This window comes from Trichococcus collinsii (genome assembly GCF_900107505.1).
Taxonomy (GTDB): Bacteria; Bacillota; Bacilli; order Lactobacillales; family Aerococcaceae; genus Trichococcus; species Trichococcus collinsii.
On the sequence record NZ_FNQH01000002.1, the window covers coordinates 555957 to 569999 of the forward strand.

Consider the following 14043-nt stretch of genomic DNA (forward strand, 5'->3'; position numbering starts at 1 on the left):
ACTATTTTTGGGGAAATGGGCAAAAAAATAAAGAAGATGATCCCGATTGCGTATCGGGATCATCTTCTTTAGGCTGCATGATGCAGTTTTATTCTAATACTAAGAAAACTTTTTTGGAATCAAAAGTGTATCACCGTAGGTGTTTCATAGGATTTCAAAATTTTTCATGCATCCAATAATGATGGCTAGCTTTACGGGTAAGCCCTGAAAGAACCCGTTACGCTTTTCTTGTTATTCTTCGCCTTCGTCGAATTGGCTGTTGTAGAGGTCGGCGTAGAAGCCGCCTTTCGCCAGCAGTTCTTCGTGGGTTCCTTGTTCGACGATGTCACCATTGTTCATGCAAAGGATCAGGTCGGCATTTTTGATGGTCGACAAGCGATGCGCGATAATGAAGCTTGTTCTGCCTTGCATCAGCGTATCCATCGCTTTCTGGATCAGCACTTCCGTCCGCGTATCGACCGAGCTTGTCGCCTCATCCAGGATCATGATTTGCGGATCGGCCAGAATGGCGCGCGCGATCGTCAGCAATTGTTTCTCTCCTTGAGAAACGTTGTTGGCTTCCTCGTTCAGGACCATATCATAACCATCCGGCAACGTCCGGACAAAATGATCCACCTGCGCAGCTTTTGCGGCGGCGATGACTTCTTCATCCGTCGCATCCAGTTTCCCGTAGCGGATGTTCTCCATGATGGTGCCGTTGTACAGCCACGTATCCTGCAGCACCATCCCGAATTCCGTGCGCAGATCGCTGCGCGTGAAATCGGTAAGTTTGTGGTTGTCGATGTAAATGGCTCCACCCGTCAAATCGTAGAAACGCATCAACAATTTCACCATCGTCGTCTTGCCGGCGCCGGTAGGACCAACTAACGCGACTTTTTGTCCTTCTTTTATATCCGCGGAGAAGTCCTTGATGACCAGATGATCCGGTTCATAACCGAACTTAACATGCTCAAAACGGACATTTCCTTTGACATCAGCGGTCGCCATTTCGATTTTCGCTGCAGTAACTGTCTCTTCTTCCTCTTCTAGGAATTCGAAAATACGTTCAGAGGCAGCCACCATCCGTTGCAATTGGCTTCCCACTTGAGCAACTTGCGTCAAAGGCTGCGTGAAGTTGCGCACGTATTGTAGGAAGGCTTGGATATCCCCGATTGTCATGTTTCCGGCAGCCGCCATCGCGCCACCCATGATGCAGACTACGACATAACCAAGATTTCCGATCAGACTCAACAAGGGCATCATCAATCCGGAAAGGAATTCGGCCTTGAACCCTGCTTCGATCAATTGATCGTTCTCTTTGTCGAAATCGGCAACGGATTTTTCTTCCCCGTTGAAGGCTTTCATGACCACATGTCCGCCGTACATCTCTTCGACATGGCCATTGACCGCACCCAAGTATTTCTGCTGGTTGGCAAAGTGCTTCTGAGACTTCGACATGATCAGCATCAGGAGCATCATGGAAACGACCAACACAGCAAGAATGACGAGCGTCAGCGGCCAACTGATCGTCAGCATCATGATGAAGACACCCACCAAAGTCGTGATCGACGTAATGATCTGGGTTAGGCTTTGGTTCAGGCTGGTATTCAAGGTGTCCACGTCATTCGTGATCCTGGAAAGCACATCCCCTTGACTGTTTTTGTGGAAATAGGCCAGCGGCAATTTGTTGATTTTCTCCATGATGTCTTTGCGCAATTTATAGGAAACTTTTGCGGAGACACCCGACATCAGAAATCCTTGCAGATAGGAGAAAGCGGCACTCAGCACGTACAAGCCCAAGAGTCCCAACAGGACTGTTCCGATATAATCGAAATCGATTTCGCCAGTTCCGCCTGTGAATTTCAGCATGACCCCGGCAACCAATTTGTCGATGGCCAAAGCCATGATTTTTGGTCCTACGATCCCAAAAAGGGAAGAAGCGATCGCCAATATGAAGACGACTGCCATCAGCCATTTGAAGGGCGACAGATAAGCGGCCAATTTTTTAAATCCGCCTTTGAAGTCCTTAGCTTTAACGACCGGCGCGCTCATTCCTGCCATCGGACCGTGCCCTCCGCCAGGACCGCCTTGCGGCCTTCTTTGTTTCATTTCGCTCATGCTAATTCCTCCTCTGAAAGCTGAGATTTAGCAATTTCTTGGTAAGTCTCACAGTTTTTCATCAATGCATCGTGAGTCCCTATCCCGACGATTTTGCCTTTATCGAGGACGATGATTTGCTCCGCATCCATGATGGTGCTGATCCGTTGCGCCACAATCAGAACGGTTGCGTTATCCGTGTAGGCGTGCAACGCCGAGCGCAATGCCGCATCCGTTTTGAAATCCAACGCCGAAAAGCTGTCGTCAAAAATATAGATTGGCGCCTTTTTAACCAACGCGCGGGCAATGGCCAAGCGCTGTTTCTGGCCTCCGCTGACGTTACCGCCGCCTTGTGCGATAGCTGTTTCGATGCCTTCTTCCATCTCCGATACGAAGTTCTTCGCTTGGGCGACTTCAATGGCTTTCATGATGTCCTCCATCGAAGCGTCGTCTTTTCCGTACAGAACGTTCGAGGCGATGTCCCCTGAGAAGAGCATCCCCTTTTGCGGAACGTAGCCGATGTTGCGGCGCAGATCGGCTTGCGTCATTTTCCGGATGTCGATGCCGTCGATTTCGATGGCGCCGTCCGTCACATCATAAAAGCGCGGAATCAGATTGATCAACGTCGATTTTCCGGAACCGGTCGAGCCGATGATTGCCGTCGTTTCGCCTGGTCGAGCGGTAAAGGAGATATGGGACAATACATTCTCACTCGCCTTCGGATAATGATAAGAAACATCTTTGAAAGTGATGAGGCCTTCATTCTTTAAGTTCGGTTGCGCATCGATTGGGTCTGTGATGCTCAGATCGGTATCCAATACTTCCCCAATCCGGGTTGCCGATACAGAAGCACGCGGAAGGAAGATGAACATCATCGAAATCATCAAGAAGGCCATGATGATCTGCATCACATATTGGATATAGGCCATCATATCACCGATTTGCAGAGAGGAATCAGCGACCTGCTGACTACCGAACCAGATGATCAGCAACGAAACACCATTCATGACCAGCATCATCGCCGGCATCAACAGGGACATCAACCGCTGCACAAAGCGGTTCGTAAAGGTATAGTCTTCATTGGCGTCGTTGAAGCGGTTCTCTTCAAACGGTTCATTGCCGAAAGCGCGGATGACCATCATGCCGGAAAGGTTTTCGCGGCTGACCAGATTCAATCGGTCAGTCAAGCTCTGCAGCACTTTGAACTTCGGCATCGCAATCGATAGAATCGTCATCATGATGCCGACAAGGGCAATGACCGCAACAGCGATCGTCCACGCGAGCGAGACGCTTTTATCGATTGCCATGATCAAGCCACCAGTAGCCAAAATCGGTGCATAGCAAAGCATGCGTATACCGATCGTGATCAATTGCTGAATCTGCTGCACGTCATTGGTTGTGCGTGTGATCAAGGATGCGGTCGAAAAGTTATCGAACTCGGTGTTGGAAAAACTTTCGACTTTGGCGAAAACATCCCTTCTCATCCGGCCGGACACTTTCGCGGCAATCCACGAAGAGAAATATGCGACCGCTACGGAAGCAACGGAGACAGCAACTGCGATGGCGAGCATCTGTACGCCTTTTGTCATAATATATTGGTTTTGGAGCGCATCCATATCCGCTCCCAGATCTTCATAGAAGAGTTTCGTGAACAGAATTCCGATTTGGCTGTAGAGCATCGGCTCTGCAGCAGCGGCAACGTCCATGGACGCCGTGAAGGCTTGCTGAGGTAGCTGCTGCAATTGCGGCAAGAGCGCGTATAGTTGGTTCATATCGACATCTTCGAAGCCACTTTCGGCATCGACTGACGCGGCATTGCCTTGCTGAGCAGACATTTCCTTCATGAATGTTACGAAGCTATAGCTTGCTTTGCTGAAGATGCTCTCCAACGAAGTCAGTTGTTCCGCATCGGTTTCATTCAGCACGTAGAAATCAGATTCCTGGCTTTCAGGAAATTCTGCGCTGTAGGCGTCGGCTTCCGCCGACCCTCCCTCGATCAGCTGATAGCTGTTCTGGAACGTTTCCTTGTCTTCCTCAGCCATGAACAGCGTCATGAGCGCAAACCCTTCAGACGGGAGTGCTTCAGGCGCTTCCTGTTCGACGCCTCCGTTCTGGATGCCGGTATTGACGATGTCGCTCATCAGATTCGGCAGGCTCAATTCCCCGATCGCCTGCCCGAACAAAATCAGCAGGCTGATCAGAATCGTGCCGGCAAAAGGTTTTAAGTATTTCATTATCACTTTCATTTGCTATCCCTATTCTTTCCTAAATTTAGTTATTTTCTTTTTTATGCATATGCCCATGGCCGCAGCCGCCTTCCAGATTGTGCAGCATTCTTTTGAAGCATTCTTCCAATACATCCAGTTCCTCCTCGGTGAAGCCTTCGAAAACTTTTTTGTTGGCTTCTTGCAAAGCCCGCTTCATCTCCTCAGATGCGGCGATGCTTTTTTCGGTCAGATGGATGCTCTTGGATCGGGCATCCTTCGAACTGACTGTCCGCTCGACGAACCCCTTTGCTTCCAATCGTTTGATGATTCCTGTCACTGTCGGATTGGAAAGGTTGAACTTCTCTTCGATGTCTTTTTGGATCACTTCCTCATCGCCACGGTTCCTCAGATAAAAAAGGACATGGATCTGGGACGTGGTCAGATCGATTTTGCCCACCAAACGGTTCAATTGCTCCTTGAATTGGTTATGGAGCATCGGGATATAGGCTCCCATCATCTCTCTTGATATCAAGTCATTTCCTCCTTTCCGGAAAGTTATACATAGCACGCTATCTATTATCGCATTATCCATTTATATGTCAATAGATTCGACACGAGACAAGCCATTTTCAGGAAAATTTAATATAATACAGATATGGTAAAATGAACAGGAAAGAAGGAACGTCTATGGAACCCCAAATCGCTGTCCGGAATCGGTTGATCGCCCTTTGCCAAGAGCACGCACACGTCATCGAAGATTACCCATTCGGCGACTCAGAATGGACCGTCATGCGCCACGAAGGCAACCGGAAAACCTTCGCCTACATCTATAAACGGAACGGTGAGATTTGGCTGAACGTCAAGAATACCCCCGAGCGGAACGACTATCTGCGCGAGACGATTCCGGAAATCATGCCCGCCTACCATATGAACAAGACCCATTGGATCACCCTGAGGCTCGTCTCCGAAGAGCTTTATACGATTGCGGACCGGATCATCACGGAAAGCTATCGATTGACGCAGACAAAACCGAGGAAAAAAGCCATGGTACGCCAAAAAGAGGAAGAGCTGTGATCAGCTCCTCCTCTTTTTGGTTGATTTGCCTTCTTCCTAGCGGAAATACGGCTTCAGTTGTTCCAATTCCGCTTCGTTGAGCGGCCGATAGCTCCCCGGAGGAATCGACTCGTCCAATTCGATTGGTCCCATCGTCAGGCGTTTCAGGTAGGTGACTTTCTTGCCGACCGAAAGGAACATCTTCTTCACCTGATGGAATTTTCCTTCGCTGATGTCCAACAGCACCCGGCTTTCGTCGTCTCCGTGTCTGAGGATGGTCAAACGGGCCGGCTTGCATTTTGTTCCGCCGTGGAAGACGATACCTTCGGCGAAAGCTTCCTGATCAGCTGCGGTCACGCGCTCATTCACAACGACTTCATAGCGCTTCGTCACTTTTTTGTGCGGCAGCAACAGCTGATAACCCAACTGCCCGTTGTCCGTGATCAGCAGCAACCCCTCCGTATCCTTGTCCAGCCGTCCCACAGGATAGAGGCCCGGTCTGCGGTCGGACGGGTCGATCAGATCGATGACGGTCCGATTGCCTTCATCGGATACCGCCGTAACGACGCCAGCCGGTTTGTACAGCATATAGTAGACATTGGTGCGATGCGTCAGCGTTTTCCCCGAGACGATGACCGCCTGGATCTGCGGATCAACATTGTGATTTTCCGTTAGCACGATTTCCCCGTCGATGCTGACCTGTTTGCTTCTGATCAATTTTTTCACTTGGCCTCGCGAACCGTAGCCGCATTCGCTGAGCAGTTTGTCCAATCGCATCCATCCTCTTCCTTTCTGTTCCGTTATTTTGCAGTTCTTCCATTCTAAGCGGAAAACGGACTGGACGCAAGCCTCATCATTTGATCAGAAAAAAATACCCTCGTTTGCATCAGTGCGAAGGGAATGTTTGATTTTCAACTTCAATCAGGTGATATGCCCCGATTTCGAATTTTTTTACCACCAGATCCAAGGTCTTTCGGTTGATGCAAAGGTACAGATCCTTATCGCTCTCCAGCAGAACCTTCAATGCTTTACAGAAGCCATTCCCTTGCAATTCGATCGGACCGATTTCATCCAGCAGGACGGTCCGGATCAACGGATCGGAAAGGATATCTTGGATGTCCTGCTCGGCAGCCTCGATGGGCTCCCGCAAGAAAGTGAAGCGGTCGAATACGAAGCTTTCCTTTTGAAGCGGCGCTTCACCAGGCTTGTTCAATCTGATGAAAGGAAATGACACTCCGGTCGCCAATCTTTTCAAATCATAGCCTTCAAACGCGCCTTGCTCCGAAAAAGCTTTGATGCTGGCGAAACCGTCGGCCGTACCGACAGGCAACCCATGGTAGAGTCTGATCAGCTCCGCCGTCTTTCCTGCATCCATTTCACCTGTGATGATGTTCACTCGTCCCATGCCGTCCCTCCTAAAACGCAAGCGTCAGGATGATGGCTGTCGCCAGCGCCGCATAGGCAACCATCGGGGGCACGGATACAACGCGTGCTGTTTTTTCGATTTTCAGATAAGCAACCATCAGGATAGCATTCACAAAGCTTTCCAAAAGAAGGAAGCGCAGACTGACCTGCAGTCCGTCCGTCACAAGCGCGGCCGGCAGATCGATGAGCGAAATCAGGAATAGATAACTGAGAAAGACCGCTCGCCAAAGGACGCCCATCGAAAAAACCGATGCGAAGCCGACATCAGTTTTCCTTCTTTCTGCATAGGCGAATACGAGCGCCACCGCCAGCCCTTCCAATAGGATCGAAAGCGCCGGATTGAGTATCCTGATCGGGATGTTCCCCGTAATCAGGAAATCGCAGCACTTGATCAACGCCGCGACCAGTGCCACCTGAAAGACCGCATCGGCCTTCCCGCTCGCCAAGTAGCTTTTCCTCATGAAATAAAAGGCGACAGGGAACATCACGAATCCCGGAACTCCGGGGAGTTGGATCGCGGCCATGTGCAACACATAACCCAGTGTCGCCTCGGCTATCCCCCAAAGCGAACCCCAGTAGACAATCTGAATGGCTTTCTTGTTCATTTCGCCAGCCCCTTTCCGATGAAATCCTCCAGCAGCTGCAAAGATACGTGCCGCCGATAATCCGCAGTGGAACGGGTGTCGTCCAACGGTGAAAGCAGTTCCACGTATCGCGTGCGCAACGTTTCTATTTTTGCATCCAGTTCCGTTTCCGCTGTCCCTATCAAAATCTCTTCACAGACTCTGTCCCTGACGGCAGTCGGCGCTACAGAACCGAATGCGATCCGCACGTCTTCGACGACACCGTCTTTTTTAATCGCCACCGCATAGAAACTTGCCTTGGAGATGGCGTTGACTTTCCTTCCGCCGATTTTCCGGTAATAGGCTACCGTATAATCAGCAATCGGTATCATGATCTCTGTAACCAGTTCATCAGGCTGCAACAGCGTCTGTTTGGCAAAGGTGATGAATTGCCGAATGGGGAGCTTGCGCGTCCCATGAACGGATGCCAAAGTCACCTCCGCGTCGAGCGCATAAAGCATCGGCAGGCTGTCACCGGATGAGGAGGCGTTGCAGAGGTTTCCCGCCAGCGTCCCCATATTCCGGATGGCGGGGGAAGCCATCTCGCGGATCGGCAAATTGATATAGTCCGGCACAAACGGATGTTCCATCAGTTCGGAAAGCGTTACGGTTGCGCCAATCATGATTTTGTCCTTTGCGATTTCGATGCGTTTAAGCTCCGCAAGATTTCCGATATGGAGCACATCCAGCGGAAAGTCCGGCGGCATGCCGTTCCAGCGCCTGTATTTCACCATCACATCGGTTCCGCCGTTGATGACCAGCGTATCGTGCTGCCCCCTGATCCGCAATGCATCCGCCAAAGTATCCGGAACGAATACGTTCACCATAATACTTCCCCCTCACTGGATGCGGACAGGATGGCATCGACGATCATCGTGTAGCCCGTGCAGCGGCACAAGTTGCCAGAAATGCCTTCCCGCACTTCTGCTTCTGTCGGATTGGGATTTTTCGACAACAATGCTTCGGCCGCCATGATGATGCCCGGCGTGCAGAAACCGCATTGGATGCTGCCGTGCTCCGACAATTTGTTCTTCAGCAGTTGGAACCGTTCCGTCTCCCGGTAGCCCTCGATGGTCCAGATGTTTTTCCCTGCCGCCATCGCTGCCGTAACCAGGCAGGAATTGACTAAACGGCCATCCAACAGTACGGCGCAGGCGCCGCACTCGCCTTCCCCGCAGCCTTCCTTGGTCCCTTTGCAATCAAAATCCTCCCTTATGACATCGAGCAGCCTTCTGGCAGGATCCATCTTCAATGTGATCTCCTGCCCGTTCAGTTTGAAAGAAATGTCATCCATCATGTCATCAACTCCCTGATGTATTCCGGGGTCACCGGGATACGGTCGATTTTTTTGCCGATTGCCTGTTCCACAGCGGCCGCAAATGCCGGAGCGGCCCCGATCATCGGCAACTCACCCAATCCTTTGGCTCCGAAAGGCCCTCCAGCATAAGGGTTTTCGATCAATTCAAGGGCAATCCGCGGAAAATCGATGGCTGAAGGGATCAGATACTCGGAAAGACTGTCCTGCAACAGTTTGCCTCCGATTGCCTGCAATTTTTCCATGGCTGCGTACCCCAAGCCCTGCATGATGCCGCCTTCGATCTGCCCTTGCACGATCTTTTCATCAATCGGCGTTCCGATATCATATACCGCCCAAATGCCTGTGATTTCGACTTCATACGTCAGCGGGTCGACTGCCACTTCGACCACATTGGCTCCCCATGAATATTCCGGATAAGCATTCCCTGCCAACTTTTCGCTGTCCCAGGACAAATGTTCCGGATTAACATAATCCTTCATCACTTCAAACGTTTCCTCCACCCAGCGCAGCTTAACTTCCTTGGCGCATTCCTGCAGCAGACGTCCGACGATCATGGCCGTCCGGGATGCGACAGTGGGACCGGAATCGGGGCAATCCGCGGTGTCCGGATAAGTCATTTTGACTTGTCCAATCGGAATGTCCAGCGTTTGGGCGACGATTTTGCGCAAAGTGGTCAATGCACCTTGACCGATTTCGGTGCTCGATACAAAAATACCCACCGTTCCGTCCGCATACTTCTTCAGCTTCACCCGCGATTTCAACAATTCCGCCTCGCCGGCCCCTGTGAAACCGCAGCCATGGAAGAAGAATGAGCAGCCGATTCCCTGCAAGGATTCCTTATCGGAGCCGAATACGCTATGCTTCTCCTGATAATCGGACAGTCTGTTCACGGCATCGGCGATTTCAGCCAATTTGATGTCGGAATGCAAGACGCCGCCGGTCGAGGAGGTATCCCCTTTCTTCAGGAAGTACCTCCTCCGCCATTCCAACGGATCGACGCCCAATTCGGTAGCGATATGCGCCATGTGCATTTCGATGGCGAAGAATGCCTGCGGTCCACCGAAACCCCGGAACGCTCCGGTCACGATGTTGTTGGTCGCATAGGCCCTCCCCGTCACTTTCAGGTTCGGGATGTCATAGACGCCGCATACCGAAAAAATCGACCGCTGCAGCACGACGCTGGAGAGGCCCGCATAGGCTCCGGCATCCAATTTGACATCAACTTCCCGGGCGATGATGCGGTCCTCCGCATCCAAATGGCTCTTGATTTTGATGATGCTGGGGTGGCGTTTGGTCGTGGAGCGGATATCTTCCGGCCTGTCAAACACCAATTGGACCGGTTTACCCGTCTTGATGGCCGCCAAAGCCACATGGACTCCCGGGATTGAAGGATACTCCTCCTTGCCGCCGAAACCTCCGCCCGTCGGCAGTTGGACGACACGGACCCGCTCATCCCCCCAGCCGAGCGCCTGCTTCAAGCCACTGTGGATGTAATACGGACATTGCATCGATCCGTAAACAGAGACGCGCTCACCATCGTAGATTCCCAACATCGCTTGCGGCTCCAGGTAGACGTGCTCCTGGTAGCCGGTGCGGATTTCATCCTCGATCACCCGGACCGCCCGGGCGATGGCCGCATCCGGATCGCCTTTTGCGTATTCGTAGGCGACAAAATAAGGCTTGTCGCCGAAAATGAAAGAATCCGTTTGTCCCATGGCAGCCTCGATTGACAGAATCGGCTGCAGCAATTCGTAGTCCACTTCTATTTTTCCGATGATATCGAGGACGATTTCCTTGTCCGCGCCTATGACCAATAGGATCGGTTGGCCTATGTAATTGACTTCATCCACGGCAAAAAAAGGCTGATCCTCATAGACGATTGGCACGATGTTCTTGCCTGGGATATCATGGTGATCGACGATTGTGTACCCTTCCGGCAATTCCGGCAAACGGATCGCGCGTATTTTCGCGCGCGGCACCTCGGAGCGCAACGTCCTTGCGTACAAAATGCCCTCCGGATGCAGATCGGCGCAGTATTCCGCTCTCCCTTCCACCTTGTCGGAGAAATCGAAACGCTTGATGGATTTGCTGATGGTTTCCATCTCTTCACCTCGCTTCTTTCGTTTGAAAATAGTCCACTGCTTTGGCGTAATCCTCCGGCGTGTCGATGTCCCATAGAATCTCCGGACAGTCCACCGCGATGATTTCCGCCTTGTTTGCACAAATGTATTCCTGCAGGCTTTGGCAGTGCTCATCCGCCAACAGCCCTTCGATTGCCTGGTGGCTCAACAGGACTGGATGACCGCGCTTCCCGTGATAGGCAGGCAAAATGATATTCCCTTTACCCTGCAGCAGTTTTTCACAGACTTCATGGGTGATGAAAGGACAGTCGCCGGGTAGTATAAGGACACGTTCCGCTTCAGTATGCCGCAAGCCCATCCTCAGGGAGGAGAACATGCCTTTTTCGCAGTCTGGATTGTAAACGAAGATGACTTCCGGGCAGCGTCCGGCTGAAACCATCACAGCTTCAACGTGTAACCCTGTCACGACGATGATGCGGTTACAGAACGGACGCAAGCTGTCGATACTTCTTCGAATTACAGTCCTGCCGTTCAGATCCATCGTCATTTTCGATTCACCAGACATCCGGGATGATTTTCCGGCGGCCAAGATGACGCCTTGCGTCCCCATCAAATCACCCCCTCAATAATAGTAGCGCTTACATATATAAACTGGTTTGTTATACCCCCTGTCTCCATTATACACCCGATCGTTCTGCTTCCCAATGGACCGGTTGAGAACTGGAAGGAAAATTATCAGGGAAACATTCTGCCTTTTGAGTTTTTCCGTACAAAACAAGCCACGCACAAGTTGATTCTGCGCGTGGCTTGTTTGCGGAAGTCACTCCCCTACTTCTGAATTGGTGCTTTTGATTTCCCAATGGATGACGACTGTCAGCACAACCCGCAGGATGACGATGGCAGACAGGACAATGAATTCATCGATCGTCTGGATGATGACTGTCTTCAATATTTCCGCGGCCAGTTTGAACTCCAGGCTGAACGCCAGCGCTTTGGCCAATTCGAGTTTCGGTTGGTTGTTACTCAGATTCAACTTGTCTTTAAAAAACAAATACAATGATTTGATGCATCCATAAAGGATGATCAGGACGCCGATGCCCTCGATTAAGCTCGCAAGTGTTGGGATGACTTCGGTTAAGACTGCATGCAGATTCATGAACGTCCCTCCTTTTTCCATATTCAAATTTGGTAACGAATCCGTTCTTTATTTGCTCTGTTTCTTATTTTGCTTCGCTTCTTCGACCCGGAAGCGGACGATCCGACGCACAAGCTCATATGGGATAGGCTTCGTCAGCGGAAATTGGATGGCGCCTTTTGAGGTCTTGTATTCCGTCAATTCTTCCTTGAAAGCCGCAACGCCGCTCGGTGCCGGGTAAAAACCGATATGATTTTTCTGCACAGCAAAATGCACTAGGTTCCCGTTCAGGTAGAAGGTCGGCATCTGATAGCTGATTTTCTCGGTCGCATCAGGCGCTTCTTCCTTTATCACCCGGCGGAACTCCTGCAGGATTGCCTGAATATCCCCATCATAGCGGCTGATATATGCATCGATCGTTTCAATTTTTACAGTTGGTTCTTCCATTTTTATCCACCTCAACAGTCTGGATTTTTCATTATTAGCGTTCTTGTCAATAGTATATCATATGGCAATGCAAGTGCTTGCAAGCTTAACGAATAGTAGGTATGATTATGGCAAAGAAGATAAAATAACTGGACAAAACCGCTCCCTTATACCACTGCTTACCGACAGTGATGATGGCCAACATAACTATTTTTAGGAAGTCAGATTGCAGATGCACAACCCAATAAGGGAGTGAGCAAGATGCGCAAAATTCTAAAGAAGACAAAAAAATTCCTCAAAAAATTTGGACCTGGTGTCATCACCGGAGCCTCTGATGATGATCCATCCGGCATCGTCACCTACTCGCAGACCGGAGCCATGTTCGGCCTTCATCTGTTGTGGCTTTCTCCGATTTCGTGCATCTTTGCGATTGCTATCCAGGAGATGTGCGGACGGATCGGGATGGTATCCGGCAAAGGGCTGACAGGGATCATGAAACAATCCTACCCCAAGTGGGTAAGCTATCCGGCAATCTCCCTCCTGTTCATCGCCAATACGATCAACATCGGTGCCGATCTGGGCGCGATGGCTGCGGTAGCTCAGATGGTGCTCGGTTTGCCGTTCATTTTTTGGATCCTGATCATGACGGCCCTGACCTTGGTACTGGAAATTTTTATGGACTACAAGAATTATTCAAAATTCCTGATGCTTTTGACGCTTTCCCTGTTCGCTTATTTCTTCACGGCATTCACGGTCCGCCAGGATTGGGGCGTTGTTCTTCAGCATACCCTTATCCCAACCTTTTACCCTTCCCGGGAATTTACACTTAATGTGGTGGCATTTTTAGGGACGACGATTTCCCCTTACCTGTTTTTTTGGCAAGCCGACGAAGAAGTGGAAAAAGAAATCGTCGAGCATAAAATCAAAGGGATCGGCATCGGAAAACCCCGTATCTTTGTCAAGGATATAAAGGATATGAAGATTGATACGATTGTCGGGATGTTTTTTACGACAGTCACTGCTTTCATGATTGTGCTGACGACGGCCGGAACCCTTCATCTTAGCGGAATAACCACTATCAATTCCGCGGCGGAGGCCGCTCAAGCGCTTCGTCCATTGGTGGGAGACTTCGCCTATTGGCTGTTCGCTTTGGGCATCATCGGAACAGGTCTGCTTGGTGTGCCTGTTTTGGCTGGCTCCTCGTCCTACGCCATTTCCGAATTTTTCGGTTGGGAGACGGGTTTGGGTAAGAAACTGAAAGAGGCGCATGGTTTCTACGGCGTCATCACTATCGCCACAATCATCGGACTGACGATCAATTTTGTCGGGATCGATCCGATGAGAGCCTTGTACTATTCCGCAGCCATCAATGGCTTGATGGCTCCGCCTCTGATGCTGCTGATCCTCTTCATCGGCAACAATAAAAAAGTGATGGGCAGCCATACGAATCACCGTTTGGGAAATGTAGTCGGCGGCATCGCGACATTAGTTATGTTCGGCATCGGCTTTCTTTTCATGAAGGATTTCTTAGGACTCTAGCAGACTGCTTTTATCGAAAAAAATTTATACAAAGAATAGGCCCCGGATAACAGTTATCCGGGGCCACTTTTTTGACGCATACATCAGAGCGAACCGGTTTCCGTTTTTGCACCTTTTCACTTATTTTAAGGATGTAATTCCATTTTCATAAAAATGTGTT

The 14043-nt window shown here is 50.5% G+C and carries 14 protein-coding genes; 2 read left to right on the forward strand and 12 right to left on the reverse strand.

Annotated elements, in window-relative coordinates:
- Positions 1–231 precede the first annotated feature (231 nt).
- Genes BLV66_RS06975 through BLV66_RS06985 form a run of 3 tightly spaced genes read right to left on the reverse strand, consistent with a single transcriptional unit; the run spans position 232 to position 4815 of the window.
- Positions 232–2097: an ABC transporter ATP-binding protein gene (locus BLV66_RS06975; protein WP_086987195.1), complete on the reverse strand. Its 1866-nt coding sequence runs from the start codon at positions 2095–2097 to the stop codon at positions 232–234.
- Positions 2094–4310 (reverse strand): ABC transporter ATP-binding protein, encoded by a 2217-nt coding sequence (locus tag BLV66_RS06980; protein WP_218131807.1) that lies wholly within the window; start codon positions 4308–4310, stop codon positions 2094–2096. Before BLV66_RS06980 ends, BLV66_RS06975 begins: the two co-directional genes overlap by 4 nt.
- Positions 4311–4347: 37 nt before the next feature.
- On the reverse strand, positions 4348–4815 hold the full coding sequence (locus tag BLV66_RS06985; protein WP_176974164.1) for a MarR family winged helix-turn-helix transcriptional regulator: 468 nt from the start codon (positions 4813–4815) through the stop codon (positions 4348–4350).
- A gap of 155 nt (positions 4816–4970) precedes the next feature.
- On the opposite strand from BLV66_RS06985, the gene BLV66_RS06990 reads away from it, so the two are divergent.
- Positions 4971–5357: an MmcQ/YjbR family DNA-binding protein gene (locus tag BLV66_RS06990; RefSeq protein ID WP_086987192.1), complete on the forward strand. Its 387-nt coding sequence runs from the start codon at positions 4971–4973 to the stop codon at positions 5355–5357.
- A gap of 36 nt (positions 5358–5393) precedes the next feature.
- Here the strand turns inward: BLV66_RS06990 and BLV66_RS06995 are convergent, their stop codons facing one another.
- The 9 genes from BLV66_RS06995 to BLV66_RS07035 all read right to left on the reverse strand — a co-directional run bounded on the left by BLV66_RS06995 (position 5394) and on the right by BLV66_RS07035 (position 12365).
- Positions 5394–6113 (reverse strand): 16S rRNA pseudouridine(516) synthase, encoded by a 720-nt coding sequence (locus BLV66_RS06995; RefSeq protein ID WP_086987191.1) that lies wholly within the window; start codon positions 6111–6113, stop codon positions 5394–5396.
- Positions 6114–6222: 109 nt separating this feature from the next.
- A complete protein-coding gene (locus BLV66_RS07000; protein ID WP_086987190.1) occupies positions 6223–6741 on the reverse strand; it encodes a nucleoside-triphosphatase in 519 nt (172 codons plus the stop codon).
- A gap of 10 nt (positions 6742–6751) precedes the next feature.
- The gene (locus BLV66_RS07005; protein WP_086987189.1) at positions 6752–7366 is read right to left on the reverse strand and encodes a hypothetical protein; all 615 of its coding nucleotides are present in this window, start codon (positions 7364–7366) and stop codon (positions 6752–6754) included.
- Positions 7363–8211, reverse strand: a complete 849-nt coding sequence (locus BLV66_RS07010; protein ID WP_086987188.1) for an FAD binding domain-containing protein — start codon at positions 8209–8211, stop codon at positions 7363–7365. Before BLV66_RS07010 ends, BLV66_RS07005 begins: the two co-directional genes overlap by 4 nt.
- Positions 8205–8681, reverse strand: a complete 477-nt coding sequence (locus BLV66_RS07015) for a (2Fe-2S)-binding protein (protein WP_176974165.1) — start codon at positions 8679–8681, stop codon at positions 8205–8207. Before BLV66_RS07015 ends, BLV66_RS07010 begins: the two co-directional genes overlap by 7 nt.
- A complete protein-coding gene (locus BLV66_RS07020) occupies positions 8678–10804 on the reverse strand; it encodes a xanthine dehydrogenase family protein molybdopterin-binding subunit (protein WP_086987187.1) in 2127 nt (708 codons plus the stop codon). Before BLV66_RS07020 ends, BLV66_RS07015 begins: the two co-directional genes overlap by 4 nt.
- 4 nt (positions 10805–10808) lie before the next feature.
- Complete coding sequence (locus BLV66_RS07025; protein ID WP_086987186.1) at positions 10809–11393, reverse strand: nucleotidyltransferase family protein; 585 nt, start codon at positions 11391–11393, stop codon at positions 10809–10811.
- 210 nt (positions 11394–11603) lie between these two features.
- Positions 11604–11939: a DUF1622 domain-containing protein gene (locus BLV66_RS07030; RefSeq protein ID WP_086626767.1), complete on the reverse strand. Its 336-nt coding sequence runs from the start codon at positions 11937–11939 to the stop codon at positions 11604–11606.
- 48 nt (positions 11940–11987) lie between these two features.
- Complete coding sequence (locus BLV66_RS07035; RefSeq protein ID WP_086987185.1) at positions 11988–12365, reverse strand: iron chaperone; 378 nt, start codon at positions 12363–12365, stop codon at positions 11988–11990.
- Between the two features lie 240 nt (positions 12366–12605).
- Here BLV66_RS07035 and BLV66_RS07040 point away from each other — a divergent pair, with 240 nt between their 5' ends.
- Positions 12606–13883, forward strand: coding sequence for an NRAMP family divalent metal transporter (locus BLV66_RS07040; protein ID WP_086987184.1), 1278 nt, complete (start codon positions 12606–12608; stop codon positions 13881–13883).
- Positions 13884–14043: the final 160 nt, after the last annotated feature.

Bases quoted from the DNA above. Each gene is read 5' to 3' on its own strand.
- BLV66_RS06995 (WP_086987191.1), bottom strand. From the start codon at position 6,113: ATGCGATTGGACAAACTGCTCAGCGAATGCGGCTACGGTTCGCGAGGC.
- BLV66_RS06975 (WP_086987195.1), bottom strand. From the start codon at position 2,097: ATGAGCGAAATGAAACAAAGAAGGCCGCAAGGCGGTCCTGGCGGAGGG.
- BLV66_RS07015 (WP_176974165.1), bottom strand. From the start codon at position 8,681: ATGATGGATGACATTTCTTTCAAACTGAACGGGCAGGAGATCACATTG.
- BLV66_RS07000 (WP_086987190.1), bottom strand. From the start codon at position 6,741: ATGGGACGAGTGAACATCATCACAGGTGAAATGGATGCAGGAAAGACG.
- BLV66_RS07010 (WP_086987188.1), bottom strand. From the start codon at position 8,211: ATGGTGAACGTATTCGTTCCGGATACTTTGGCGGATGCATTGCGGATC.
- BLV66_RS07005 (WP_086987189.1), bottom strand. From the start codon at position 7,366: ATGAACAAGAAAGCCATTCAGATTGTCTACTGGGGTTCGCTTTGGGGG.
- BLV66_RS07040 (WP_086987184.1), top strand. From the start codon at position 12,606: ATGCGCAAAATTCTAAAGAAGACAAAAAAATTCCTCAAAAAATTTGGA.
- BLV66_RS07025 (WP_086987186.1), bottom strand. From the start codon at position 11,393: ATGGGGACGCAAGGCGTCATCTTGGCCGCCGGAAAATCATCCCGGATG.
- BLV66_RS06980 (WP_218131807.1), bottom strand. From the start codon at position 4,310: ATGAAATACTTAAAACCTTTTGCCGGCACGATTCTGATCAGCCTGCTG.
- BLV66_RS07020 (WP_086987187.1), bottom strand. From the start codon at position 10,804: ATGGAAACCATCAGCAAATCCATCAAGCGTTTCGATTTCTCCGACAAG.
- BLV66_RS07035 (WP_086987185.1), bottom strand. From the start codon at position 12,365: ATGGAAGAACCAACTGTAAAAATTGAAACGATCGATGCATATATCAGC.
- BLV66_RS06990 (WP_086987192.1), top strand. From the start codon at position 4,971: ATGGAACCCCAAATCGCTGTCCGGAATCGGTTGATCGCCCTTTGCCAA.
- BLV66_RS07030 (WP_086626767.1), bottom strand. From the start codon at position 11,939: ATGAATCTGCATGCAGTCTTAACCGAAGTCATCCCAACACTTGCGAGC.